This is a genomic window from Streptomyces sp. NPDC033229 (assembly GCF_055576875.1).
This window is the reverse complement of the sequence record NZ_JBVIQR010000059.1, coordinates 1-25,767: the sequence shown is the minus strand read 5'-3', so window position 1 is coordinate 25,767 and position 25,767 is coordinate 1. Positions and strand designations below refer to the sequence as shown.

Annotated in this window: 17 protein-coding genes and 6 pseudogenes; 10 read left to right on the top strand and 13 right to left on the bottom strand. The window is 70.0% G+C overall.

All coding sequences use genetic code 11. The features are described from left to right. Positions 1 to 221: 221 nt before the first annotated feature. On the bottom strand, positions 222 to 509 hold the full coding sequence (locus ACZ53N_RS32285; protein WP_469144357.1) for an ANTAR domain-containing response regulator: 288 nt from the start codon (positions 507 to 509) through the stop codon (positions 222 to 224). A gap of 195 nt (positions 510 to 704) precedes the next feature. Here ACZ53N_RS32285 and ACZ53N_RS32280 point away from each other — a divergent pair, with 195 nt between their 5' ends. Further along, positions 705 to 848: a hypothetical protein gene (locus ACZ53N_RS32280; protein WP_469144356.1), complete on the top strand. Its 144-nt coding sequence runs from the start codon at positions 705 to 707 to the stop codon at positions 846 to 848. 263 nt (positions 849 to 1,111) lie between these two features. Here ACZ53N_RS32280 and ACZ53N_RS32275 read toward each other — a convergent pair whose 3' ends face one another. From ACZ53N_RS32275 to ACZ53N_RS32260, 4 genes are all read right to left on the bottom strand, one after another. Then, positions 1,112 to 2,605, bottom strand: a complete 1,494-nt coding sequence (locus tag ACZ53N_RS32275) for a prenyltransferase/squalene oxidase repeat-containing protein (protein ID WP_469144355.1) — start codon at positions 2,603 to 2,605, stop codon at positions 1,112 to 1,114. 124 nt (positions 2,606 to 2,729) lie between these two features. Further along, positions 2,730 to 3,662 (bottom strand): terpene synthase family protein, encoded by a 933-nt coding sequence (locus tag ACZ53N_RS32270; RefSeq protein ID WP_469144354.1) that lies wholly within the window; start codon positions 3,660 to 3,662, stop codon positions 2,730 to 2,732. Positions 3,663 to 3,966: 304 nt separating this feature from the next. Next, positions 3,967 to 4,428 (bottom strand): polyprenyl synthetase family protein, encoded by a 462-nt coding sequence (locus ACZ53N_RS32265; protein WP_469144353.1) that lies wholly within the window; start codon positions 4,426 to 4,428, stop codon positions 3,967 to 3,969. Continuing rightward, positions 4,415 to 4,648, bottom strand: coding sequence for a hypothetical protein (locus ACZ53N_RS32260; RefSeq protein WP_469144352.1), 234 nt, complete (start codon positions 4,646 to 4,648; stop codon positions 4,415 to 4,417). Before ACZ53N_RS32260 ends, ACZ53N_RS32265 begins: the two co-directional genes overlap by 14 nt. Positions 4,649 to 5,569: 921 nt before the next feature. Between ACZ53N_RS32260 and ACZ53N_RS32255 the strand changes: the two genes are divergently transcribed. Both ACZ53N_RS32255 and ACZ53N_RS32250 read left to right on the top strand, forming a co-directional pair. Further along, positions 5,570 to 6,619 (top strand): terpene synthase family protein, encoded by a 1,050-nt coding sequence (locus ACZ53N_RS32255; RefSeq protein ID WP_469144351.1) that lies wholly within the window; start codon positions 5,570 to 5,572, stop codon positions 6,617 to 6,619. Positions 6,620 to 6,711: 92 nt separating this feature from the next. Then, positions 6,712 to 6,909: a hypothetical protein gene (locus ACZ53N_RS32250; RefSeq protein ID WP_469144358.1), complete on the top strand. Its 198-nt coding sequence runs from the start codon at positions 6,712 to 6,714 to the stop codon at positions 6,907 to 6,909. A 187-nt stretch (positions 6,910 to 7,096) separates the two neighbouring features. Here ACZ53N_RS32250 and ACZ53N_RS32245 read toward each other — a convergent pair. Further along, positions 7,097 to 7,555, bottom strand: a pseudogene (locus ACZ53N_RS32245) (4-hydroxy-3-methylbut-2-enyl diphosphate reductase); the annotation flags it as partial. Between the two features lie 149 nt (positions 7,556 to 7,704). Here ACZ53N_RS32245 and ACZ53N_RS32240 point away from each other — a divergent pair. Further along, positions 7,705 to 7,980, top strand: a pseudogene (locus ACZ53N_RS32240) (macro domain-containing protein); the annotation flags it as partial. Positions 7,981 to 8,067: 87 nt separating this feature from the next. Here the strand turns inward: ACZ53N_RS32240 and ACZ53N_RS32235 are convergent. Next, positions 8,068 to 8,319 (bottom strand): annotated as a pseudogene (locus ACZ53N_RS32235) (DUF317 domain-containing protein); the annotation flags it as partial. A 7-nt stretch (positions 8,320 to 8,326) separates the two neighbouring features. Then, a complete protein-coding gene (locus ACZ53N_RS32230) occupies positions 8,327 to 15,730 on the bottom strand; it encodes an SDR family NAD(P)-dependent oxidoreductase (RefSeq protein WP_469144350.1) in 7,404 nt (2,467 codons plus the stop codon). 147 nt (positions 15,731 to 15,877) lie between these two features. Here ACZ53N_RS32230 and ACZ53N_RS32225 point away from each other — a divergent pair, with 147 nt between their 5' ends. Both ACZ53N_RS32225 and ACZ53N_RS32220 read left to right on the top strand, forming a co-directional pair. Continuing rightward, positions 15,878 to 16,906, top strand: coding sequence for a 3-oxoacyl-ACP synthase III family protein (locus ACZ53N_RS32225; RefSeq protein WP_469144349.1), 1,029 nt, complete (start codon positions 15,878 to 15,880; stop codon positions 16,904 to 16,906). A 14-nt stretch (positions 16,907 to 16,920) separates the two neighbouring features. Then, positions 16,921 to 17,826, top strand: coding sequence for an SDR family oxidoreductase (locus ACZ53N_RS32220; RefSeq protein WP_469144348.1), 906 nt, complete (start codon positions 16,921 to 16,923; stop codon positions 17,824 to 17,826). Between the two features lie 614 nt (positions 17,827 to 18,440). On the opposite strand, the gene ACZ53N_RS32215 is transcribed toward ACZ53N_RS32220, so the two are convergent. Further along, positions 18,441 to 18,866, bottom strand: a complete 426-nt coding sequence (locus ACZ53N_RS32215) for a DUF6114 domain-containing protein (protein ID WP_469144347.1) — start codon at positions 18,864 to 18,866, stop codon at positions 18,441 to 18,443. Between the two features lie 221 nt (positions 18,867 to 19,087). Here ACZ53N_RS32215 and ACZ53N_RS32210 point away from each other — a divergent pair. Further along, positions 19,088 to 19,768: pseudogene (locus ACZ53N_RS32210) on the top strand (TetR-like C-terminal domain-containing protein); the annotation flags it as partial. A gap of 191 nt (positions 19,769 to 19,959) precedes the next feature. On the opposite strand, the pseudogene ACZ53N_RS32205 reads toward ACZ53N_RS32210, so the two are convergent. The 4 genes and pseudogenes from ACZ53N_RS32205 to ACZ53N_RS32190 form a co-directional block, all read right to left on the bottom strand. After that, a pseudogene (locus tag ACZ53N_RS32205) lies at positions 19,960 to 20,305 on the bottom strand (hypothetical protein); the annotation flags it as partial. A 67-nt stretch (positions 20,306 to 20,372) separates the two neighbouring features. Further along, a pseudogene (locus ACZ53N_RS32200) lies at positions 20,373 to 20,879 on the bottom strand (hypothetical protein); the annotation flags it as partial. Positions 20,880 to 21,158: 279 nt separating this feature from the next. Further along, positions 21,159 to 21,488: a hypothetical protein gene (locus ACZ53N_RS32195; RefSeq protein ID WP_469144346.1), complete on the bottom strand. Its 330-nt coding sequence runs from the start codon at positions 21,486 to 21,488 to the stop codon at positions 21,159 to 21,161. A gap of 623 nt (positions 21,489 to 22,111) precedes the next feature. Beyond that, positions 22,112 to 22,804, bottom strand: coding sequence for a hypothetical protein (locus ACZ53N_RS32190; RefSeq protein ID WP_469144345.1), 693 nt, complete (start codon positions 22,802 to 22,804; stop codon positions 22,112 to 22,114). Positions 22,805 to 24,208: 1,404 nt separating this feature from the next. On the opposite strand from ACZ53N_RS32190, the gene ACZ53N_RS32185 reads away from it, so the two are divergent. The 3 genes from ACZ53N_RS32185 to ACZ53N_RS32175 all read left to right on the top strand — a co-directional run. After that, positions 24,209 to 24,763 carry a hypothetical protein gene (locus tag ACZ53N_RS32185; RefSeq protein WP_469144344.1) on the top strand — a complete coding sequence of 185 codons (555 nt, stop codon included), beginning with the start codon at positions 24,209 to 24,211 and terminating at the stop codon, positions 24,761 to 24,763. A gap of 60 nt (positions 24,764 to 24,823) precedes the next feature. Then, positions 24,824 to 25,354 carry a hypothetical protein gene (locus ACZ53N_RS32180; protein WP_469144343.1) on the top strand — a complete coding sequence of 177 codons (531 nt, stop codon included), beginning with the start codon at positions 24,824 to 24,826 and terminating at the stop codon, positions 25,352 to 25,354. A gap of 171 nt (positions 25,355 to 25,525) precedes the next feature. Further along, the coding region (locus ACZ53N_RS32175) for a hypothetical protein (RefSeq protein ID WP_469144342.1) at positions 25,526 to 25,767 on the top strand (242 nt) is incomplete at its 3' end.

Genomic DNA, 25,767 nt, shown 5'->3' with positions numbered 1-25,767 from the left:
CGGCCCACCACCACCGCCACGGACCCCGCCTTCACCTCCAGCGTCTCCCTCGAGCCGCTGCCCGACCTCGTCCACGACGCCGACCCCCGCCCAGACCTGGCCGGGTGGACCGCCGTCGCTCCCGCGACGGCGGCTTTCCGCTGTAATGGCCGCATACGGATGATGCCCCTGCCCGGTAGCGGGATGCTGTGGGTTCATTCGGGACCGGCTCTGTCGCGGGTTCAGGTTGCTGGGGAGCGGCGGAAGGGCCCGGAGTCCGCGGGCCCGTCGATGATCTGGCGGGCGACATCGAGGGTCTTTTGCTGGTGGGCGCGGGCGTCCTTGCGCAGCAGGTCGAAGGCTTCGTCGGGCGTGCATCGTAGGCGTTCGGTCAGAATGCCCTTGGCCTGCTCGATGACGACGCGGCTGTCCAGTGCTCTTTGCAGTTGGCCGGTGCGCACCTGCTGCTGGGCGAGGGCCTGGTGGTGGGTCACGCCGATGGCGGCGGCGTCCGCGAGGGCCCGGCCCATCTGCAACTGCTTGGTGCCCAGGGCCTGGTGCTGGTGGAAGAGGTTGAGGGCGCCAGGACCTGGGGGCCGCGCTGGACGGGGATCGCGGTGGTGGCGGTGAAGCCGTCGGCCAGGGCCCGGGGGGGTGAAGCTCGGCCAGCGGGACCAGCTGAAGGGGTGGATCAAGGGGATATCGGTCAGCGGCTTCGCGGCAGGGTGACAGACGTCACGGCAGGGCCCCTCGTCCAGTTCGATCTGTGCCTTCTCCAGCCGTTCGGCGGCAGGTCCGGTCGCGGCGGCGTCCTGGAGCTGCCCGGTGAGGGCGGCGAGGATGGCACCGACCGCCTCGACGCCCGGTAACCCAGGGCTGTGGTCTGCCAGTTGACGCAGAACGCTGACGGGCTCGGCGGGGGGGCGGCGAAGCTTCGACGAGGTCGAGCAGCGCGGTGACCCAGGACGGTGCGGGCGGTGTGCCGGTCACGCCAAGGCCCCTTCTGTCGTGGAACACCTGCCCCCAACTCCGCCGCGCAAGGGTGGGGTAGCGCAAAGGAATTGTAGTGGCGCGCACCCAGGGACTACCACGCGGTCGAGGCGCGGGCATTCCGGCTCCGAGGGCATCCGGATCACTGTGGGGCGGCGCATCGGGCGGGTATGTGGCCGGTGTGGTGGAGAGCGATGGTGTGAGCAGAGAGGATGGCAGCGCGGACGACGTTGACGGGGGTGTAGAGGGTTTTGGCGATCCACAGGGCAGGTGGGTCGGGGGTGTTCAGCTGTGCGCACAGTTGAGTGTGGGCCCGTAGGTAGATCTCGGTGGGGGCCGGGCCGAAGTGGGGTTCGAGGGCGTTGAGGGCGAGGACGGCGTGGCCGGTCTCCTCGGCCAGTCCTCCGCCGGTGCCCCAGGATCCGTCCGAGTGCTGGCTTTCCAGGAGCCACTGCCAGGTGGCCGCCATTTCTAGGGGAGCTGCGAGGGAGCAGGCGAAGGCGGTCTGTGCGGTGGCGTAGTAGGGCGAGGTGTGCCATTTGTCGACCCACCAGGCGCCGTCTTTGCGCACGTCCAGGAGATAGCCGAGGGCGGTACGTATTTCTCTGGCGTAGACGTCGGGGTGGGGTGCGAAGGCTTCCAGGGCGCGGGCGTTGACCGTGACGGTCAGGCCGCGTTCGTACAGGTAGCAGGCGACATGGGTGTCGGTGACGAAGGAGGTGAGGGCTTTGAGTAGGGGTTTGGTGGGGCGGTGGTAGGCGTGCAGGACGTTGGCGGCCATCGAGGTGTCATCGGAGTCGGTGACCTGGAAGCCCGCGCTCATGGCCAGGCCAGCTGGTGAGCGTGCGCCCAGAGCTTCCAGGCGCGCGATATGGGCTGTGGCGGAGGGGGGCTTGAGGCCCGCGCGGGCGAGCGTGTAGAGGACCCAGGCCGGTTCCATGACATCGAAGCCGTGCACCTCTGGCATGCCGCCGTCGTCGGTGGAGCGGGCGGCGCCGCACAGGTACCACAAGGCCGCCGGATCGCGGGTGGCCTGCCACAGGGCGATGGTGGAGGAGGGGCTGTCGGCCAGGGAGCCGTTGGGCAGGGTGAAACGGGACAGTTTCCGGGCCGGTACGAGGTCGGTGAGGGCTTCGATCGAGTAGAGCAGACTGGTGGGTTCACGCAGCAGCGCGCCGGAGTCGACGACGGTGGCGAGTTTGTCCGCGCGCAGCCGGCGCAGTTCCTCGGCGCCGTGCACGGATACGTCCAGCCCTTGTCGGCGGGCCTGCTCCAGGAGGAAAGGGGCGGCCAACTCGAAGCCGACGGTTTCTCCAGGCGCGCCGCGCCAGTCGACGGCGCGGTGCCGGAGGAAGTCCACGCCTGCGTGTACTGCGCGTTGGCTGGTCTCGCCGGGCTCCTCGTTGAGGGCAGTGATCGCGGCGAGGGTGGAGACGAGGCGGTCGTAGGGGTTGTGGACGGCGCTGCTGCCCCAGGAACCGCCCGGGTGCTGCTGCTCGGTCAGCCAGTGCCGGGCGCGGGGGAAGATCTTCTGGTTGTCCAGGGTGGTCATGCGGGCGGCCCAGGCTGTGGTGTAGGCGGTGGAGGCGATCGTTCTGCCACCGATGTCTCTCACGATCTTTTCGGCTTCGGTCACCGCATCGTGCATATGGTTCTCTTTCTTGTCGCGGAAATGAGTGGGCGGCGGCCGATCAGGTTGTCATCCGAAACCGGCTGCGGGGGAAACCCCGGGGCAGTTCAGTGTCGCGGTCTGCCGGATGTCACCATCGCGCTCGCTCGTGTGGGTGGCCGACATCGCCGGACCGGTGGAGACGCAGGGCGAAATGCAGGAGGTAACGCAGAGCGTGGGCTTCGGGGCAGGTGCTGGTCAGAAGGGGGCGCAGTTGTGTCAGGCAGAGCCGGACCTGGTAGGCGAGCTGCTCTGCGAGCAAGGCGGGTGACGCGCCGAGGGCCAGGGCGTTGAGGTCTCCGGTATGGCGTTCGCGTTCATAGCTCTGGAGATCATTGGCTATGCGGACAGCCTGGGAGGCTGCTGCGAGTGGGGGCCGCAGCCGTACAAGGTTGCTGTCACACACCGATTGTGGTGCTGTGGCCCATAGCGTGGCCATGAGCAGGGGGACGCCGATGGTCTGGCCGGCGTGGTGCAGGTAGAGGGGCAGGGCAGGCGGTGGGCCTCCGTCCCTGATGCGGGCGGAGGCGCGGTGCTCGAACATCATGCCCGTCAGCAGACCAGCCACGGCCTCCACCCACTGAGAGACGACAAACGCCGACGGTGTCACCCTTCGTACCGTGTCGCGAATGTCGGCGAGGGCGCCGGAGAGTGCGAAATGGGGGTCGGGAATCTTGCCTTCGGCGACACCCTGCAGGTGTGCCAGGCCAAGTGGGGCTGTGTCATTGTGCTCGGCCCAGTTGTCGACGGTCGAGATCCACAACACGCACTTGGCGGTGGTCAAAGTGGCAGTCGGTGGGTTCCAGGGCGCCATGTGGGTGGCGTAGACCGCGTTCAGTGGCACAGCGTCCTGGGTGAAGGGTGCTCCCAGGCGGTGCGCCCACTGCGAAAGCTGAGCGGCGACGACTGTGTCGGTGATGGCCAGGTCGGCCAACGCGGCTGCGCGCCGCGGCTTCCATCCTGCCGGGTCCGCAGCGATCCGGCGCGGACGAGACGCTGCGGGAGAGGAGAGGTGTTCATTCATGCGGTCCTCACAGTGGCGGCGAAGGCGGATCTCCAACGAGACAGCGGCCGTAGCGAGCGGGAACGAGGATCGTCGCAGACCACCGCCCGCCTAGTCCTGCCGGTCCCGGACCGGATGCTCCACGGCAGCGCCGGCACCTGTGGCTCCAGGACCCGGCGGACGCGTTCGGCGTCGTCCTCTCCCAGGGAGCGGTTGCCGACCAGCGCGTAGGGTGCGCCGCTGGATCGGCTCGGCGCGTTGCATCACGAGGATGACCAGGGTGGTGCCCTTGTCGGCGCGCAGGTCATCCAGGCACGGTTGCCCGTCACCGTCGGATCACCGAAGGCGCCGAGTTGCGCAATTGGAAGGCTTCACCGATCGGGAGGGCGAAGGCGGACAAGGCAGCGCGAAGTGCCGTACCGGCCCAGGGCAGGACGGGGCCCAGGTGCAGCAGGCACTCGACGGTGTACTTGGCGGACTTGTAGCGAGTGATGGTTAGGGAGCCTCCGGTGTTGTCGGGGGTGGGCCCGCCGGTAGCAAGCAGGTCGAGGTACTGGCCGAGCATGAGTTCGGCCTGCATGATGTCGATCATCGGCAGGGCGTCGGTGAGCTGACTCGGGGTGAGCCCGGCAGCGTGCAGGAGTTCGTCGGACCACGCCAGGGCGAGGTCACCGAGCAGGATCGCGGCACTGACGCCGAGCCGGCACGCGTCCGCCCGCCCGGTATGGCGGCCGGCCAGAGCGCGGTGAGCGGTGGGCTGCCCGCGTCGGGTGTCATTCTCGTCCATGAGGTGATCGTGGATCAACGCGAAGGCGTGGAACATCTTCAGCGAAGCCGCCCACGAAGAGGAACCCGTTCAGCACCTCAACGAGCTCACCGGACAGCCGATGGTCGGCGGCGGCACACACCTTGCCGTCAAGGAAGACGGCCAGGTGTGTGTCGATGTCGGCGCGGATACCGGCTAGGTCGAGCGGGTCGGCGCCCAGCACTTGGTCAATGCCGGCCACTTTGCCCCTCTCGGCCCGCGACGAGTAGTTTGCCTGGAGCGCCGAGCGGCTACACCCGAAGGATTCATGCCCTGGCCGCAACCTCCGTGATCCTGCGTGGGCAGGGCGCACAGGCGCACTCAACGTTCGCAACAAGCGCGCAGCCCGGCGCACACCCACCATGGACACCGGAGAGATGGGCCCGGCCGCCACACTCGACACAGCCACGTGCCGACCCTGTGACGGCATACACAGAGCTGCTCCGGCGCCGGTAGCCGAGCCGTTGGCCTCGACAGGTGTCCGTAGGCTGTTTCTTTCGGATCATCTGATCGTTGGTTCGGTGTGCCGTTGACGGACGCGCAGTGGGCGCGGATCGGGCCGCTGCTGCCGAGCTGGGCCCCGAAACGGGTGGTCGGCTGCGGGAGAAGAGTGGATGGTCGCGGTCGACTCGACCGTCGTGCGCGCGCCAGCACGCGGTCGGGGACCGCAAAAAAGGGGCCCCGGCCGGCGAACCGGCCGCGCCGTCGGCGGCGAAGGCCTGCTACTCGGTTCCTGCATCGACGCGATCCCAAGGTCGATGTCACCGTTGCGGAACCCTGGGGTCCAGTAAAAGCTCACTCACCCGGCCCGACCGGCCCTTGCCACGCTTCCGTCGTGCGCCGCGTACGCCGTGGAGTGTCCGTCATGGCCGTTGACACCCACTCTCCCCGATACGCCCTTGGCGTGGGCAGGGATCCGCCCTAGCGTTGAGGGTGGCAGGTGGAGCCCCGTCGCGGTCCCCGTCGGGGAGGCCCGAAGCCACGCCGGACGAACCGGCTGCCGGCGGTCCCGCCCACCGAAGCGGCCTGCCGCTGGAGTGGGAGACGGCAGACCTCTGGTTTCCGCACCGTCCGTCCGCGCACGGGCGCCCGCCCACGCCGGGCGGTGAAGGAGTGCCGCCTCATGACCGCTCACACCGGCAGCTGGCCCGTCATTGAGCTGCCCTTCCCCTTGCGCCGTAACCCCCATGCCGACCGGGTACGTCCCCGGACGCGCCAGTGGGCTATCGACATGGGCATGCTGCCCACAGCAGCCGCATGCCGCTGGTGGGACCACGTCGACCTCACCGCTCTCGAAGCCTGGTGCTTTCCCGACACACCCGCCGATCGACTGCTGCTGATCGACAAGTGGCTCTCCCTGGGCATCATGTTCGACGACCAGTTCGACAGCACTTCCCTGGGGCACCGCCTGGACGCCACGTGCCGCGTGCTGAACCACATGATGACGGCAATCGAACACCCGCCATCCGAACCGGTCACCGCGCGCCACCCGTTCTCCCGCGCCATGGCCGACCTCCTCGCCGACTTCGCGCGCCTGATGAGCCCCGTATGGCTGCGGCGCCACCGCCATCACCTGACCCTGTGGTGGGGCGGGGTCGTCCAGGCCACGGCCCACCGCGCCCGCAGCGGGCCACCGCTGCCCTTCACCGAGCGCCTGAAGGTGCGCCGCCTCACCGTCGGCATGCACGCCTACGGCGACCTATTCGAGGCGGCGTGCGATTGGGAGATCCCTCCGGCCGTCTTCGCCCTGCCCGAGATCCAGTGCATCCGCCGGATCATCACGGACACCACTGTCTTCCTGAACGACCTGTACTCCGTGGAACGCGAACGCGTCGACGGCAACGACGACAACGTTCTGCTGGCCTGGGAAGCCGAAGGGCACTCCCCGCACACCGCCCGCACCGCGGCAGCCGACCGCATCACGCAGCTCGCCGAAGAGTTCACCACCTTGAGCCGCGCCCTGCCGCAGCTCGCCGAAAGCGCCGACCTCACCATGTCCGACCGAACCGGGCTGCGGCACTGGGCCGACACCTGCGCCCTGTACCTCGCGGGGGCCGGTTACAGCCAGGCCATCATCCCCCGCTACACCGACACCACCAGTCGCTTGGCCCACGACCACCGACTCGACCGCGCCCTCCAAGTTTCCTCAACGGACCACCCGCCCGGCCGCTAGGGCAGCTGCGTCCCCGTTCTTCTTCGTGACCTCGCAATGGGGCTCCCGGCCCCGGGTCCGGTTCAAGGCAACGGCCGGGCCCAGCCGACCAGGTGGCAGCGCCGCGCGGCCGCCAGGCGAACGAGACCACGGCGCCCGGTGCCCGCGCAGCCGAAGGCACAATGGAGGAGCTGTCCGCCGAGGCCGACCACGTCCCCAACTTCACCCGGGATGTCACGGGGCTCGGCCACCACGGGACCGGTGACCTGGAAGTGCGGTCACGCACGGATCGCGTCCAGGACCTGTTCTGACTCAGCTGCACCGCAGCGTAGGGGCAGGGGAGTCACGGCGTCATAGCGTACGACAGGTCGCTACCCGACCCCCGAGCATTGCCTTGCTCCATACAGTGGCAGGCCGGGAAAATGCTCCGCTACGCCTCTTCCCGCTCAGAGTGCACCACTCGCCGCCTGGTCGTGTCGCCCTCCGCACCGCGACGGGTGCCGCGGCCTCGGCGCGCCGGTCGCGGCGGAGCTCCTTGGGGAGGGAGAAGGTGATGGACTCCTCGGCGGCCTTGACGGTTTCGACGTCCTTGTAGCCGCGTGCGGCGAGCCATTCCAAGACGCGCTCGACGAGAATTTCGGGGACGGAGGCGCCGGAGGTGAGGCCGACCGTGTCGACGTCATCCAGCCAGGCCTCGTCGATCTCCTCGGCGTAGTCAACCAGGTGGGCGTTCTTGGCGCCGGCACCGAGGGCGACTTCGACGAGGCGGACGGAGTTGGAGGAGTTCTTCGAGCCGACGACGATGACGAGGTCGGCCTCGGCGCCCATCTTCTTGACCGCGGTCTGCCGGTTCTGTGTGGCGTAGCAGATGTCGTCGGACGGCGGGGAGAGGAGGTTGGGGAACTTCTGCTGCAGGGCGCCGACGGTCTCCATGGTCTCGTCGACGGAGAGGGTGGTCGCGCGTCGCCGTTCGTGCGGGACGGATCACCGGTGATCTGTCCCGCACTCCGCATGATGCGCCGTCGGAAACGCGTACGGCGAGGCGCCCACCGCGCCCCAGGGAGCGGTGGGCGCCGGTTCATAGACGGGGACTCAGGGGTGGGTGAATGGTCAACACCGTGGGCCCGGTGTTCTCCGGGGAGGAGGACCGCTCGGAGCTGCTGGCCTCCTGCTACCGCGAATCCCTGCGGGTCGCGGACGAGCTGGGAGCCCGAACGGTGGCCTTCCCGGCGATCTCCACCGGCATCTTCCGCTGGCCGATGGACGACGCCGCACGCATCGCCGTCGAGACGGTGCGGACCACGGACACGTCCGTGGAAGAGGTCCGCTTCGTCCTCTTCGACGAGGCCGCCTATGCGGCCTTCGCCGCACAGGGGAACTGACGCCGAGCGGAACACGGTGCGAAACATTCACCCCTGGCTGCTCACGCAGCCAGGGCTACCGCCTGAGTCCCCCCGGGGAGAGGGGGTCTTGGCAGTCGCGGTGACGGAGAGCCGCCAGCCCTCGCCGTCGCTGCCGGGCCGACCGGTGGGGAACCATCCGAGGCAGAAGCGGCCGTCCCTGCTGCCGATGTGAACATCAGCGCGGTCGTCCACAATCAGGTTGAAGTCCTCCGCCCCGAACTGGTTTGTCACGAGCGTCGGCTGCCCGGGGCCCAGACGCCACGTGCTTACCGCGGCCCCGCCACGGCCAGGGGTTGCCCCCTGCCCGCGCGTCGGCACGGTTGCACTACGTCGAGTCTCCCCCGGCTGCCGCCGTTTCGGGTGTCTGCGATCCGGTGCGTTGGGGGATGAGGCGCTGGTGGATCAGGTGGGCGATGTGGGTGAGGGTTCCTCCGCTGGTCAGGAGTTCGGTCGGTGAGAGGCGGATGTCGAAGTACTCGCGGGTGTGTACCAGGAATTCGGCGCCCATGAGGGAGTCGATGCCGTACTCGGTCAGTCGGCGGTCCGGGTCGAGTTCGGCCGGGTCGGTGCGCAGGACGGTCGCGAGGAGGCGGGCGAGGGCTTCGGCGATGGCTCGCACGGCGTCGTCGGGGGTCATCGCGGCCAGCGAGCGGAGTAGCTCCTCGCGATTGTCGTCCGGGAGGGCCGCGTGGGCGGGGACGAGAAGGGCGAAGCGAGGTGCTGCGAGGGCGGGGAGCATCCGCCAGGCGCGGGCCCAGTCGCCTGCGCTGATACCGGCCACGTCGGCGCCGTCGGTCAGGACACGGGATGCCACGGGGAAGAGGGTGTCGGGGGCCGTGGGCAGGAGTCCGGTGAGCCCGGTCAATGCGGCACTCAGGTCGTTGCGGGCCACATAGCCTGTTTCGGCGACGACCCCCCAGGCGATGGATGTTGCGGGGAGCCCGGTGTGCCTGCGGGCGCGGACCAGGGCTTCCAGGTAGCTGTTCCCCGCGACGTAGGACGCCTGGAGCGGGGTGCCGAGGCGCGTGGCCATCGAGGAGAAGAGCAGGAACAGGTCGAGGTGATGGCCGGTCGTCAGGCGATGCAGGACGGCTGCGCCGGCTGCCTTGGTCGCCAGGACCGGGGCGAAGCGTTCGTCGGTGAGGTCGGTGAAGGGGGCGTCGTCGAGCTGCATGGCGCTGTGGACCACGCCGCGCAGGGGGCGCCCGGTGGCGTCCACGGCGGCGATCGCCTGCCTCATGGCATTCTCGTCGGTGGCGTCGGCGGTGTAGGGGGTGGCGGTGACGCCGCGGAGCGCGAGCCGGTCGAGGACGGTGGCCGCTTCGGGGGCGGCGCTGCCGCGGCGGCTGACGAGGGCGAGGTGGCGGGCGCCGAGGTCGGCGAGCCAGTCGGCGGTGGCGGCGCCGAATCCGCCCAGGCCGCCGGTGATCAGGTAGGTTCCGCCGGGGTCCAGCGACGGACAGGCCGGGGAGAGCTGGACGGGGACGGGTTCATCCAGGGGGTCGAAGCGGATGATGACCTTGCCGGTGTGGTGGGAGTGCTGCAGGAGCCTGAACGCTTCCTTCACGCGGGCGGCGGGGTAGACGACGTGGGCCAACGGGCGGTAGACGCCGGCATCGATTCGGTCGACGGCCTCGGTGAACAGCTTCCTCTGGGTCTCGGGATCGGCCAGCAGCCTGTTGACGTCGACCCCGAAGTAGCTGAGGTTGCGCAGGAACGGGTGCAGGGGCAAGGGGTTGTTCTCGAGCATGTCCCGTTTGCCGAGCTCGACGAAGCGGCCGCCCGGGCGCAGGAGTTCCAGGGTGCGGGCGATGGCCTCGCCGCTGAGGGAGTTGACGACGACGTCGACGCCGCGGCCGCCGGTCAGTTCCAGGACGCGTGGTGCGAAGTCGAGGGTGCGGGAGTCCAGGACATGTTCGACGCCGAGTGCGGCCAGCAGGTCGCGCTTGCTCTCGCTGCCGGCCGTGGCGATCACCTTGGCTCCGCAGTGCCGGGCGTATTGCAGGACGCCGAGGCCGATGCCGCCCGCGCCGCCGTGGACCAGCACGGTCTCGCCGGGCGCCAGGCGGGCCAGGTGGGCGAGGCTGTAGTGGACGGTGGCGAAGACGACGGGCAGGGTGGCCGCTTCGGCGAAGCTCATGCCGTCGGGGACACGGCCGACCGATTCCGCTGCGGTGACGGTGTGGGAGGCCAGGGCGGCGGGCGTCATGCCGAAGACGCGGTCGCCGGGCTCCCAGGCGGTGACACCGGGAGCGGTCGCGGTGACGATGCCGGCGCACTCCATACCCAGTCCGTGTTCGGTGGGGGTGCCCTCGATGACCTCGGTGGGCAGCATGCCGTTGGCCTGGAGGGTGTCGCGGTAGTTCAGTGCCGCGGCCTTGACGGCAATGACGATCTGTCCCGGGCCGGGGGCGGGAACCGGGCGTGCCGTCCAGGCGAGGCGGTAGGAGAGCCCGGGGTCGTGCACCGCTAGGGCGAAGGAAGGGGTTGTCGTGGTGGCGGGCGGCTCGTGCGCGAGGTGCTCGGTCTCGCGGGGGACGAAGCGGCCGCTGCGGGTGAGCACGATCTCGTCCTCTTCGCAGGGGTCGAGCAGTTCCCGGGCGAGGCGGAGGGCGTCGGTGGCCGGGTCCTCGCAGCGGTCGAGGCTGACCCGGTGCACCGCCAGGTCGGGCCGCTCGTTCGCCAGCGTTCGGGCGATGCCCCAGACGGGGGCATCACCGGGGTGGGTGGGGCGTTCGGGTGCGGGCAGCAGACCGGTGGGGCGGGTGACCAGCCATGCCCTGCCCTGCGCTCCGTCCGGCAGCCGGTCATGGGCGACGGTCAGGGCGCGCAGGGCCGCGGCCCTGCGGGTGGTCCGCACCACGATCTCCTGGGGTTCCCCCTCGGGTTCGCCGAACAGCAGGACGGTGACCGTTTCCTGGGCACCGGGCGCGGCCGGCCCGGAGAGCTGGTCGAAGGTGGTGACGGCGGCGCCGCCCAGCAGCTCCGCCAGACAGCGGGCCAGCGGTTCCTCGTCCGGGCTTTCGACGGCGATCGTCCAGGCTGTCCCGGACGCCGGGGCGGCGAGGGCGGGGAGGGGCGCCGCGCGGTCGTCCGCGGCGGCGACGAAGACGGAGAACTCCTTTTGGCCACAACCGGCGTCGGTGCCGGCCCGCACGACGCCGGTGAATCCGCACTCCTCCAGCAGGGGCGGCCACTGATCGTGGTCCAGCAGGAGGCCGACCGGGCGCAGGGCGTGGTCGCTGCGGCGCCAGAAACTGTCGAGGGCCCCGAAGAACGCTGCGAGCTGTGCCGTGTCGTGCGATTCCACCGCCAGCAGCCGGCCGCCGGGGGCGAGGAGCTGCCTGACGTGACGCAGAGCGGCTTTGAGATCCGTGGCGGTGTGCAGAGCGTTGGCGGCCAGTACGACGTCGAATCCGCCCTCGGGCAGGCCCTGTCCGGCGGGGTCGGCGTCCAGGTCGAACGTGCGGTGATCGATGAAGTGGTAGTCGGCGAAGCGGTGTTCGGCAGGGGTGAGGAAGGTCACCGAGATGTCGGTGAACGTGTAGCGGGTGCGTTCGGCCGGCAGCACCGGGAGCACGGCGGCAGTCAGCCCTCCGGTGCCCGCGCCGACTTCCAGTACCCGTAGCGGCCGGTCCTCGGGCCAGCGCCGGACGATCTCCTCCAGGACCGTGCGGACGAGGAGATGGGTGAAGCGGTTGCGCGGTGCGAGGTCGTAGAAGTGCTGGTAGCGGACTGTGTCGGAGGACAGCAGCTGGACAGGTTCGGCAGTGCCGCGCAGCAGGCCGGGCAGGTGCTGGAGCTGCCTGGTGACCAGGCCCGCTTCGGCGCTGGTGGCGGGATGGTCCATGAGCAGCGCCCGCAGTGGTTCAACGGACGGGGGCAGCACGGACGTCAGCTGCCAGTGTCCGTCGGGGAGGTGTCGCACGAGGCCCTGCCGTTGGAGGAGGGGAAGCCTGACCTTCAGCAGGCGGCGGTGCTGGGGCAGCATTCCCGCGGCCACCAGGTCGCCCGGGGTGAACGGGGCGGCGGGATCCGCCAGGAAGCCGGCGAGCACGGCGGCCCAGTACAGGTTGACGGTGTCCGTCGCGGCCGCGGCGAACCGGTCGTGGCCGTTGCTCTGCCAGGCCGCGTTCAGCTCCGCGATCCGGCCGTCGGCAGCCGCCACGAGGCCGGCGGGCGTGGGCAGCACGGGACCGTCACCACAGACGCCGGGCCGGGGGGCGGCCCGTAGGACCGTCCCCTGGACGCTCAGCGGTGTACGGCCGGCGGGCATCCGCCGCAGGCGGAAGCGGTCGATCTCGACGGCGACCGTGCCGTCCTCGTCGGTGACCGTGATGTCCCAGCAGATCTCGGGCTCGATCGCGGTCCGCTCGCGTACGTGGATGAGGCCGGAGGGCGCGGGGGCTCGCCATACACGTGCGCTCTCCAGACCGCAGGGCAGGTAGGGATCACCCCTGGTGATCCGGCTCCGCAGCAGGGGGACGCCTGCCTGGAAGGCCGCGTCCAGGACGGCCGGGAACACGCCGTAGGTCTCGTCCGGCCCCTCGTAGCGGTACGAGGCGAGCACCTCGCCGTCGCCGGTGTGCAGTTCGCGCAGCAGGCGGAAGCTGGGTCCGTATTCAAGGCCGGCGCGCCGGCACGCCCGGTAGTGCTCCTCCCCGTCGATCGGGTGGGGGCAGCGTGCCCGGGTCTCCTCCGGGGCCATCGGCGCCGCGGGCCTGCCGAGCAGGGCGCGCACCTGGGCCCTGACCACGGGGCGGCACTCTTGGCCGCCGCCCTGGCTGGTGCTGATGACGAGGGTGCCGCCGCCCGGCAGGACCGTGGTCTGCAGCCGGATGTCACCGGGGTCGGGCCAGGGCAGGGACAACGGGGCGGTGATCTCCAGATGCCGCACCTCCGCCGTCGCATCCAGGACGCGCCGCCCCGCGGCCAGGGCCATCTCCACGTACCCCGCGGCGGGCATCACCACGGCCCCTTCGATGCGGTGGTCGCCGAGCCAGGGCACCACTTGGGGCTCGACCATGGCCTCCCACAAGGGGTGCGGGCCGGGCAGCCGCTCGCCGAGCAGCGGGTGCTCGACCCGGCCCGTGCCACTGCTGCGCACCCAGTCGGTGGGGCTGCCGTGCCAGTGGCGGCGGCGTTGCCAGGGGTAGGCCGGCAGGCTGGCCACGCGGGCGGGGTGGGGGAAGTGGACGGGCCAGTCCACGTCAGCGCCCGCCGCGATCAGTGCGGCGACGGCCGCGGCCACAGTCTGTGGCCCGGCGGCGTCCCGGTGAAGAGTAGGCACATAGACGGCGTCGGTGCGGCGCAGGTACGGGCGGAGCACGGGGTGCGGGCCGATCTCCACGACGATGCCGGCCGCGTGGCCGAGGGCGTGGGCACTCGCTTCGGCGAAGCGGACGGGCTCGCGCACGTTGCGCCACCAGTAGGAGGCCGTCAGCTCCTCACCGGGAAGGGGTGTCCCGGTGACGGAGGAGAAGAAGGGGATACGGGCCGGGGAGGGGACGAGGCCGGACAGGGCGGCACGCAGAGGAGTCTCGACGGGGTCCATGGCGCGGCTGTGGAAGGCGTAGTCGAGGTCGAGTTCACGGAAGAAGACGTCCCGGGCCGTCAGCTGTGCGCCGAGGGCCGCCAGTGCCTCAGGGTCCCCGGCGACGGTCACGTCCCGGTCGCTGTTGATCCCGGCCAGCTCCAGCGCCCCCTCGTACCCGGCCAGCGCCTCGCGTGCCGCCGGCTCGGACAGTCCGACGGCCGCCATCCGGCCGGTGCCGGCGGTGCCGGCCTGGGCACGGCCGCGCTCGGCGATCACCAAGGCGGCCTGATCCAGGGTGAGGACCCCCGCCACGTGGGCGGCGGCCACTTCGCCGACGCTGTGTCCGAAGACCGCCGAGGGACGCAGACCGTTCGCCCCCAGCAGGGCACTCAGCCCCAGCTGGACGGTGAACAGGAGCGGCTGGGCGATCTCGGTGCGCTTCCACCGGGCCGGTCCGGGGCGGGCGAGCTCCTCGGTCACCGACCAGCCCAGGTGCGGGGCGAGGGCGGCGTCCGCCTCCTCGACGGCGGCACGGAAGGCCGCCTCGGTGGTCAGCAGATCAGCGGCCATACCGGGCCACTGAGACGCGTTGCCGGAGAAGGCGTACGCCACGGCGGACCGGTCCGCCGTCGGGCTGACGGCCCCGGCGGCCGGTGTACCGGCGAAGAGCCGGTCGAGCTCATCGGCCGCCCGCGATGCACTGCCGGCGAGGACGACGGCGCGGTGCGGGTGGGCGGTACGGCGCCGGGTGCTGGTGTGCGCCAGGTCGTAGAACTCCCCGGGGGCGGCCTCCCTCAGCCGTACGGACATCCGGGCCGCCAGCTCCTCCAGTGCCTTCGGGGAACGGGCGGAGATCGTCACCGGGAGGGTGTCGGTGGTCATGGGCGCGGGGCGGGCGGCCGTGGGCGGGAGGGTGAGGACGGCGTGGGCGTTGGCGCCGCCGAAGCCGAAGGAGTTGACGCCGACGGCGGCACCCGCGTGGAGGCGGAGGGCGACGGGCTCGACGGTCGGCGCCAGTCCCAGGGCCGTGAAGTCGATCTCCGGGTTGAGGGGGAGGGCATGCAGGGTCGCCGGGGCGGTGCCGTGCCGCAGGACCAGCAGCGCCTTGAACAGCCCGGCCATCCCGGAAGCCGGCTCCAGATGACCCAGGTTCGACTTCACCGAACCGATCGGCAACGGCCCGTTCCCCCGCCGCTGCCCCAGGGCCCGCCCGACGGCCCCCGCCTCGGCCGGGTCTCCGACGACGGTTCCGGTGCCATGCGCCTCGAAGTAGACCAAGTCGTCGGCGGCCACCCCGGCTCGCTCGTAGACCTCGTGCAGCAGTGCCTCCTGTGCCCTGGAGCTGGGCAGGGCCAGGCCCATGGTCCGGCCGTCGCAATTGCTTGCCGTGCCGACGATCACCGCGTGGATCCGATCTCCGTCGGCCACCGCATCGGCCAGCCGCTTGAGGACGACGACACCCCCGCCCTCGGCCCGTACAAAACCGTCCGCCTCGGCGGAGAATGCCGCACACCGGCCGCGCCGCGAGAGCATCGAGGCGGCCGAGAACCCGATGAAGCCTTCCGGGCCGGTCAGGATGTTGACGCCGCCGGCGAAGGCGACACGGCCGGTGCCCTCCAGCAGGGTCCGGCAGGCGCGGTCCAGGGCCACCAGCGCCGACGAGCAGGCAGTGTCGATCACCATGCTCGGGCCACGCAGGTCCAGGTGGTAGGAGAGACGGTTGGCGACGATCGACAGGGCGCCTCCGCTCATGATGTAGGGGGTCTGATGGCCCCTCAGCCGTGACTGGAGCCGCGCGTAGGACATGTCGGAGACCCCGACGAAGACCGAGGCGGATGAGCCGGCCAGGGATTCCGCCGCAATGCCGGCGTCGTCGAGCGCCTCGACGGCCAGCTCCAGCAGCAACCGCTGCTGGGGATCCATGGACGCGGCCTCGACAGGGGCGATACCGAAGTACCCTGCGTCGAACCCGGCGACGTCGGGAAGGAAACCGCCGGCCGCCGTGTAGCTGCAGTTGGCCCGTTGAGGTCCGGGGTCCACGAGACGGGCCTGGTCGAAGCGGTCCTCCGGCATCTCACCGACCAAGTCCTGGCCCCGGGACAACGCCTCCCACAAGCCGGCCAGGTCCCTCAGCCCGCCCGGCAGCCGACAGCCCACTCCCACGATCGCGATCGCCCGGTCACCGTCACCCATGCTCACAACTCCCCCCTCGGCTCCCATGAAAGGCTGCCCAAACAGGCGGTAAGCAGTTATTCGTTTCTTTACTCCCTACTTCAATCTTTCCAGTGAAATAAGGAGCGTTGGTGGACCGTCGACGGGCGCGTCCGTACCGTCATGAGGATGCGTTCCGTAGTGCGTGCCCAGCTGGTGACCACCGCCGTCCACCTGCCTGCCTCATACCGGACCATGGATCAGGCCCGCAGCCGCATCGCCCGGTCGGGCAGCGCCTTCGTCCCGCCGTCTGGCCTGCTCGAGGACCTCACCGGTGTGCACGGCGTCCACGAGAAGGGCACGCACGAGCAGGCCTCCGACCTCGCCGTCTCCGCCGCGCTCAAGGCCCTGGACGCCGCCGGGACCGCCATCGGCGACGTGGACCTGCTGCTGTTCACCGCCTGCAGCCAGGACCTCATCGAACCCGCCACCGCACACATCGTGGCCGCGAAGCTGGGAGCCACCTGCCCGGTGTTCGACGTGAAGAACGCCTGCAACAGCGTGCTCAACGGCATCGAGATCGCCTCCGCGTTCATCGAGGCCGGCCGCTACCGCACCGTGCTGATCACCTGCGGGGAAGCGCCCACGCTCGCCGCCCGCTGGGACGTGCCCAGCCAAGAAGCATTCCTGCGGGCCATGCCCGGATACACCGTCTCCGACGCAGGTGCAGCCCTGCTGTTCACAGCGACCGACGCCACCGACGACGGACCGGGCGTGCTTACCACGGCCTTCGCGGCCGACTCCACCGCCTGGAAATCCTGCACCCTGGAGGCGGGTGGCACCCTGCATCCCCGATCGGACGACCTGGAATTCACCTTTCTCCGGCTCAATGGCGACCTGCTGCGCGACATTGCCATCGACGCGCTGCCTCTGGTCCTTACACAAGCCCGCCACGAGCTGGAGATGGCGCGCAGCAGTTCCTTCATCGCCTTCCACCAGATCACGATTCCCCAGTACCTGGAGACGGTCGACAAACTCGGCCTGCCCGCCGACCGCTGCCTGCCCACCGTCGCCAAGCACGGCAACACCGCCTCCGCGTCCCTGCCGCTGCAACTGGTCACCGCCCTGGAGAGCGACCGTCTCGAGCCCGGCGACACCGTCGCCCTGATCGGCCTGGCCAGCGGGATCAGCGTGGGCTTCGCCCAGATCCGGCTATGAGGACAGCGGGCGCCATGAGCGGCGTGGGCGCGCGCAGCGTCGTCATCACCGGCGCCACCAGCGGCATCGGACGCGCCACCGCACTGCTGCTGGCCCGCAGCGGCTACGACGTCATCGGCACGGCCCGGAACCCGCTCAAGGCCGACGCCTTGCGCGCGGCCGCCGCCGAGCAGGGGCTGCGGCTGCGCACGGTCCTGCTCGACGTAGCCGATCACGCCTCCTGCACGACCGCCTTCGCGGAAATCGCCGAACTGACCGGCGGCAGTCCCTGGGCCCTCGTCAACAACGCAGGCATCCCGGCAGCCGGCGCGGTCGAGGACGTCATCACACAGGACGCTCGCTACCTGCTGGAAGTCAACCTCCTCGGGCCTGCACGAACCGCCGCACTCGTCCTGCCCGCCATGCGCCGCCGCGGCAGCGGCCGGATCGTCAACGTCTCCTCACTCGGCGCACGCCTCAGCATCCCCTTCAACGGCTGGTACTGCGCCAGCAAGGCCGCCCTGACCATGCTCAGCGACACCATGCGCCTGGAAGCGGCACGGGACGGCGTCCACGTCACAGCCATCGAACCCGGCGGGTACGCCACCGGTATCTGGGACCACGGCGTCGACGGCCTCACTAGGCATCCCACGGAATCGGCGTACGCGGACGCCTACCGAACCGCCCGCACGCTGCTCCGCACCGGCGTCCGCCATCTCCCCGGCCCCGAACCAGTCGCCCACACCATCCGCCGAGCGCTCACCGCCCGCCGCCCCCGCCCCCGCTACGCGGTCGGCGTCCAGGCCCGCACAGCGAGCGTGCTCCTGCCCCTGTGCCCACGCAGGACCGCCGACCACATCAAGCGACTCATCGCCGGTCTGGCAACGCCGCGCAGCCCACTGGACCACGCGATCCGGCGCACCCTGCAGGACCTGCTCTGAGCAGCCCTCACGTGCTGACTCGGCTGGCGCAGTCCTAACCGTCGCCGACTGCCCAGTCGCGACTGCTGCACCGCGGAACTCAGCCACGTCCTTTCCTAGCACGCGGGAAATGACCTCGCGATGTGAGGGAACGGCCAGGAGCGGAACACCATATAGGGCCAGCTCAGCGGATTCCGTCGGTTGGCCACTGTTGCCACGGCGGATCCGTCCGGAAGCGTCACGCGGGCGGCCATGATGCCCGGCGTGACGCTCAACCTGAGCGGCGACGCCCAGGTCCTTCCATCCGTAGCGGGCGCACTCGCTGCAGGCCGCTAGGCTCGGCGGCATGGCCTGCCAGAGAGGCAGCAGCCCAACGGCCTGGGGACACCGTCGCACCAAATGCCCGGCCCGGAACGGCGATGCCCAAGGCGCTTCGAAACATGACCACGAGGTGCCTGACCACTGAGTGGCCAGCTATCGAGCCACAAACTGGCCAACTACAGATCCACAACACCGCCTGGCCTGCATGGGGTCAGAGACCGCTGGCCAGCTATCCCTCAACGTCACACCCTCTGTGACGGTGCGCAATAGATGGCCACTTTGACCGCCATTTGGCCAGCGCTCTTCCGGGCTTCTCAGTCGTGGCTGACCGGCTCTGTCGTATCGGTGCCGGGACTTGTGGGTGGCGGCTGCGGCAGTGGTGTCCAGGCCAGGGCCAGGCAGCCGCCGGCGGCAGCGAAGAAGAAACCGAGGAGAAGCCCGCCGAGGTTGGCGGCGATCAGGCTGGACAGCGCGAGGACGACGGCCAGGCTGCCGGTGAAGTGGCGTCGGCTGCTGCCGGCCCACGTCGTCAGCCCCGCCACGGTCGGCAGTGTGCTGATGGTCCACGTGGCGGCGCCGGCCGTACCGGTCAGCCGGAGCAGGCCCAGGTCCACCCAGGAGATGGCTACCAGGACGATGGCACCTGCGATCATCGGCAGGCCCGCGTAGAACGGGCGAGTCCGGCGCCATGCCCGCCACCGGTGCCGTACTCCGGCCTCCTGGAGCACAGACGCTTTCATGGTTCCCCCTGGGCGCGGTTCCGGTGCCACCGGGAGCTGTCGCCGGAGCCGAAGCGCGGCAGTCGTGTTTCCCGCGCCAGGCATCCAAGGCCACTCCTTGGATGGTGATGGTGCCGACAGCTACCGCGTGGGGCCGGATAGTGAGGCCTTCCCCGGTGATGTGACCGGCGCCAAGGCTGAACAAGCCTGTGGAATCAGTATCCGACGAGCCTGGCACCCTGATGCTCACGTCGCCGCCTGTGACTTTGCGGATGGTGATGGCCGCGGGCTCGACCTTGACACCACCGACGGTGGCGTTGTCGATGGTGATGGCGACGGTCATGGCTCCGATTACTGGCAGATCCGGAGTCGCCTTCACGCAGGCACCGTGGAGCGTGGCGCGCTCGGCCTGGGTGATGAAGGTGGGGGCGGAGCCCACTGGAGACGCCTGGAGTCATCGAGACGCCCTCGACATTGACCCCGGCGACGATGATCTCAAGGGGGACGTGTCCGGCGAAGGCCAGAGCGAGTGCGCCCGTTCCGCTGCCGAGCAGCAGCACGGTGGCCACCGTGACGCCCTGCTGCACGCCGTCTCCCAGGCCGCCATGGCCCAGGTCGCCCGCACCATGGAGGCCGAACAGGACGTCCTGCCGCCCGCCGGGGACCCGGCGGGCGCCGCCCGGGCCCGCTTTCGTGCCGTCGGCACCGGCTACCTCCGCTTCGCAAAGGAAGAACCCGACCTGTTTCGCACGGCCTTCCACGTCCCCGGCGACATGACCCACGCCGCCGCCGACACCGCCGCGGGCACCACCGGTAAGGCCCCCTTCGAGCTGCTCGGCGAGGCCCTCGACGGCCTCGTGGCACATGGTCTGCTGCCGGAAGGCCGCCGCCCCGGGGCCGAGTTACTCGCCTGGTCGGCCGTCCACGGACTCGCCGTCCTGCTCATCGACGGCCCCCTCCGCGGCCTCCACCCCACCCAGGCCCACGACGCCGGCCCTGGTGCGGCTGCTGCCTTCCTGCATGCCTGGCGGGAAGGGTTCGGTGCTCACCTGTGCGGCACAGGAGCATCCTTGCGCAGGGCTGGGCGAAACGCGGAGGGTAAGCGCGTTCGTGTCGTCCCCACCGTGGAACGCGACCGCCGCCCAGCGGCTTCTGGTCGCCGGCGACAGATCGCCGATGGCGTCGGCTTCGGGCTTCTCGTAGCGGGGCAGGCGGTTGCGCACGAAATACGGGAAGGTCTCGATCAGCTGCCGCTGGGATTCGACAGCGATGGTGTCGAAGACTACCGACGTTTTTCCCCGCCCCCGACACCCCGGCCACTGCTCTGGGCTCGGGCCGCCGTCGGGGAAGTCGCGGACGACGAGCGCCCCGTCCTCGCCCGGCGAGGCCTCGGCGCCGAGAGTCTTCCCGGTGGCGGCGTTGACGATCTCCAGCTTCAGTTCTGCGGTGGGCACGGGCATCGTGGTGCCTCTTCCAGGCGGTGCAGGCGTCGGTCCGGGGCGGGTGGGGTGCGGCGGTGGTGGCGGGTCACGTAAAGACGTGGTGGTAGGGGACGCTCCACTCGTTGGGCAACGGGTAGAAGGTGTTGATGACCGTTCCGGTGAAGTCCCCGCCCCAGTTGTAGGTGAGTCGCACCTCGCTGTCGACCGCCACGGTGTGGTCCTGGAATCCGAGGATGGCGCGGGGTGGGTGATCGGCACGAAGGTGATTCCGCCCCATGGCGTCACCGTGACGACCCAGAGCTGGGTGTCCTCGGGCGCGCCGTTCTTCCCGCGCCATTTTGTCGCCGACCTTGTCCGGGAGGCCTACCTGGACGATATCGGCCGTCCTCTCGGGGGCGTTCTGGTGGACGGTCATGCGCCTACGCTGCGGTTTCGGCGCGCCGTCCTCACCGCGCCCGGTGTCGGCCGCGCCCGCAGCGGCGGGTTTAAGCGGCACCTGGCCCGCGGCGCTCTCGATGAAGTACAGGGGCCGCTGCCCGAAGAAGCCAGCGGGGGTGATGTGCCAGAGATGGCCCTGCGCCTCCTTGGCGGCCCGCAAGGGACACAACCCATCCGTCGCGACCCGGCGCCTGCCGATCGCTACCCCCGACGCTCCGAGCCCGCCCCTAAAACGTAGGACAGGCACTGAAGTTGCACCGGTGGGTGCGCGTCCGCTGCCGGAGCGGCAGTCGAAGTGGCCGAGGCGGCCGCCGATCGCTGTAACCGCCAGCCCGGTCTCCTCGGCGGTTCCCCGTTCGATCCGGCCCCTCTCGCCGGCGTCAACGCCGCTGACGAGGGCAGCTCTCGGAGCACGCCAAGGTAGTCGTGCCACCTACAGGCCAAGGGTCAGCAGGATCGTGACCGTCGGCGGGACCGGCGCGGCCCACCCCGCCCAGCGGCCCGCCCTGGCCAGGGCGGGGTGTCGCAGGGCCAGCCGGAAGGCCACCGCGAGCAGTGGGGTAGCCGTCCAGGACGCCCACCAGCAGACCGTGACGACCGCCACGGTCTGAGGGTGAACCTCCGCGGCCATCTGCGCCAGGCCACCGATGAGAAAGGCCACCGGAGCCAGAGCCACCGCCAAGGCAGTGGCCCACCTCAATGCCCCGTCGATGGCACGGGGCCCGGAGGCGCGGTCGGTGGTCAAGGCGATTGTCTCGTGCATGGGTACAGCCAAGCGGCTCCAGTGCCGGTTCGTCTGCGCCGGCGTACTCAGGATCGGCCGGTCCTCGTACTCAAGTCGGTCCGAGGCCCGTCAGGATGGAGCCCGTGGGGACACGGGCGCTGTGGGACGAGACTTACCAGGCTCTGCTGCCTCATGCCCCTCGGCCCGCTGACGCGCTGCATGGTGAGTATCGTGCTGCTGTCTTCGAGCACCGTGACGAGCTCCTTCGCCCCATGGACGGCGCAGGCCCTACCCCCGGGCTTCGCCTCCGCCCTGGGCGAGGAATGCCTGCGACTGGCGCACCGCACGGCTGGCGTTGGGCCGCGAGGGGTTGACCACGTCGTCGTAGAGCTCAGCCCGCAGGGCCCCCTCGGAATCCGGGGCCGGCGCTCGGGCGCTTTCCTGTCGGGGACTGGGACGGCATGGTGATTCGCGTGGCGGGGCCGGATCCGCGAGATCGGATCGACGTCCAGTGGCAGTGAGCCCCCAGCGCCCGATAGTCCGGTAGTTCCTGCCTGCCCCCAGCCGACGGGAAGCACCAGACCGACGGCCCTCACGCCCCGATCGCCCCCGCCACCGCTCACCGTCGCCCGGGGCTGAACTGTCTCTCGCGCCAAGGTGGGTTACGCGTGCCGGGCCGGGGCCGGTTCATGGGCAGGGTCAGGGTCAGGCGAGGCTGGGATGACGTCGGTCGGGGCCGACACCTTGTAGGTACCGGGAAGCATGTCCGTCATGGTGATGGCAGTGTGTGCGGCGGAGGACCGGCCGAACCATTGCTCCATGCGGACGACTCGGCCGTCCTTGTTGATCAGCAAATCGCAGGGGATCTTCGCGCCCTTCTGCAAAGCCCGTACCTTTTCACCCGTGACCGGGTCGGCGGCTGTGATCTGGTCGTTGGACAGTGCGGCGGAGAGCCGGTACACGGGTACGCCGTCCAGCCGTTCCATGCCTTTGCGGGCCTTGGGACCCAGATCGAGCATCGGCCGGGCGTAGTTGGCATATTCGTTCCCCATCTGGCGGCCGTCGTTCTTCTCTTCCTGCCAGGGACTGTCCACCCCGCGGTTCAGGTGTTTGCGGTAGATGCTCTTCGCCGTCATCACGACGTCTTCGTCGACAGCCTGATCGGGCGGCATACCGTCGCCGGAATGAACGCGCGCCGTGGCCCCGCCCCTGCTGTTGAGGTTGAACCGCCCGGAAATGGACATCGTGATCTTGCCGCCGACGAAGGAGTCGGACTCCACATGCGCGGAGTACGGCGCCGGATCGGCCTCCCTCACGGCCTTCTCCACATCGAAGGCCCCCTCAGCGGTGCTCATAGGACGGGGCCGGCTCCCCTCCCCACTGCCTTTGCTGACCGGACGGCCATCTTCGCAGCCGCCGAGAGTGAGAGCCGCGATGGTCACTGCGGCCATGGCCACAACGGCGGTACGCCGGATGTGCATAGAGGGGCATTCCTTCGAATACTAGAGCGAACGTGCCATCCTTGCTTAAATCTCGCTCCCGCGCCACATACGATGAGCGGCTGAAGACGCACGGCTTCGCCCGCGCGCTTCCGTAGTGCCCTGGGCCGACGCACACATAGGGCAGCCCGGTGCGGGGCGCCCACAAGCGCTGAGGGCGCGTTGCCCGCCCATTTCCGCTTGGCCCGCCCTGATCTGAGCCGTGCCGTGAAGACGGAGAGGTGTGCGCCTTCGTGACGCAGCTGGCAGGCGAGCTCCACCAGTCGGGACGTAACGCCTCGCCTGCCGAGCCCGTACAGCGCCCCTGTCGAGACCTGGCGCGGGTCGTCCCGTCGGGCACCTCAGGATCTTCGCGGCAGTCATTTGCCAAGCAACACGAGGGGGGAAGGGGCGCATTGCTGTGACGGGGTCGGCTGAGCAAGAGCCACAGGTGGTGGCGCCGTCGTGGTCGGCGCCCAGTGCTGTCGAGCGGGCGTTGTTCGAGGCGAAGGTGAAGGGCGACTGGGGCGCGTACTTCGATACGCTGGCCTCTACGGAGCTGTTCATAGTTGTCTCACGCGTGAGTGCCGACTGAGGAGTTCGGTCCGTGGTACACGGACGTGCTGGCCGCACACAAGGTCCTCACGACCAACCCTGCCAGCCCGTGGCTCAACATCCCCTGGAAGTAGCGGCAGCCCCGCACCAGCCGAACCACCACCACGCGGCCCGGTCAGCAGTCCGAGAACGCCGGCCTGGTGGGCCGCCAGCTGGTCACCGTCATGAAGTTCTGCTTGGACCAGGGCGTCGAGCTCATCTTCGGCTGACCGCCGGACCGCAGACAGGCCAGAAGCTACGGGGCGTCCCTTGGTACGGCCACTGAAGCTTCATGAGTCCGCGATTGATCACACGGGTGGCCCCAGCAAGATTGGCGGCAGTGAGGGGGTGCCGCGGAGGGGGCCAAGGGCCCGTCCCGGCGCCGGAGGCTCCGGCGTCCTTGCCCGGCTCTGCCGGCTGATGCTTGCCGGTGGGGCAGGTGAGGAGGACGATGGAGAAGGGGCGAGAGGGTGTGCGTGATCGGAGGAGAACCTGATCGCCTCGGGCGATCTTGTTCCTGCCGGGTAGCCTCAGCCGTCTCCCGCTGGGCCGCGACCGCCGCCAGCCAACGGCCTGCGAGCGGCCCCTCGGCAGGAACGGCGGGAACGTGAGCGCCGCGTCGGCGGCCGGTGCCGGGTGCAGCAGTCGCCGTGCTCGGGGAGCATGCGGCTACGAGCGGAGGATGCCATGTCCCTCATCACCATCATCATCATCGCCGCCGTGCTGGTGCTGCTTGTGTGCGCAGTGGCGGCGTGGACGGTCACCGCGCGCCGCCGAAAGCTGCGGGAGCGCTTCGGACCGGAATACGAGCGGACCATGGAGTCCACGGACAGCCGCGGGGCGGCCGAGCGCGAGTTGCGCGAGCGCCAGGAACGCCACGACGCGTTGGACATCAAGCCGCTGCCGGCACCGGTCCGGGACCGTTACGCCCAGGACTGGGCGCGCGTGCAGGAACAGTTTGTCGACCGGCCCGACGACGCGGTCCATGAGGCGGACCGGCTCGTGACCACGCTCATGGGCGAGCGCGGGTACCCGACCGAGGGGTACGAGCAGCAGGTGAAGGACCTGTCCGTGGAACACGGACGCACCCTGGAGCACTACCGGTCCGCCCATGAGGTCAACGACCGCAGCAGTCGCCATCAGGCGACCACGGAGGAGCTGCGGGGCGCGATGGTGCACTACCGCGCGCTGTTCGACGAGCTGCTCCATGACGGCGACCGACCGCGCGACAGCCGGGGATGAGAGATCGGCCGGCAGCCCGCAGCCGGTGAGCCGGCCCCGTCGGTGTCCGGACGGACCACGATGACGGACGGAAGTGACAAGGAAATGCGCAACCACGACACACCCCGGGACGACGAGGGTGTTCTCTCCACGGAAGACCTGGCCGGCGCCCGGCAGGGCACCGGAGACACCAGAGACGAGGCGCTGGATCCGGCTGACGCGCCGCCGCAGTTCCCCGGGGAAGCCACCGGCCTCGACCGGGAAGGCCGGGAAGGGCAGGAGGACCGGGAAGGCAGCGGCGAGACATCCGCCGGTGACCGCCGGGAAAAGGAACCGATCGAGGAGAACGAACCCCTGCTCGGCGAGGAACAGGAGGAATTCCGCACCAGGTGGCAGAAGATCCAGAGCAATTTCGTCGACGACCCCCAGGACGCCGTCAACGCGGCCGACCAACTCGTCGCCGAGACGATGCAGGCCCTGGCCACGACCTTCTCCGAACACAAACGAGGACTCGAAGACCAGTGGCAGCAGGGCGAGGAAGTGGCGACTGAGGATCTACGCGTCGCCCTCCAACACTACCGCTCCTTCTTCAACCGCTTGCTCAGTACCTGACGTCTGCCGACCGGCCCGCGTCCCCGTGCGGGCGGCATGACCGGTGGTCTCGCATGCCGACAGCGGTGGGAGCCCCGAACCGCACGCGGTCCCGGTCCGCAGGAGTGAACCTTGACGGAGGCCGGGTGCGTCACACCCGACGGATGCGGCGCGCCCGGCCACACTGCGGGGGTGTCTGCAGAAGAGAACAAGAAGCTCGTCCGCCGCTTCTACGCGGAGATCGACCAGGGCAACGTCGACGCCTTGGACGACCTCGTCGCCGAGGACTACCTGGACCACTCTCCCCCGCCCTTCCCGGGCTTCGGTACAGGTCTTGAGCTTGTCATTTATCCAGTTCGACGCGGTTTCGTTCCGACCTTGTGGTGTGCTGGACGACTGAACGCCTCGCCGGTGGCAAGGACTCTGCCCACGTC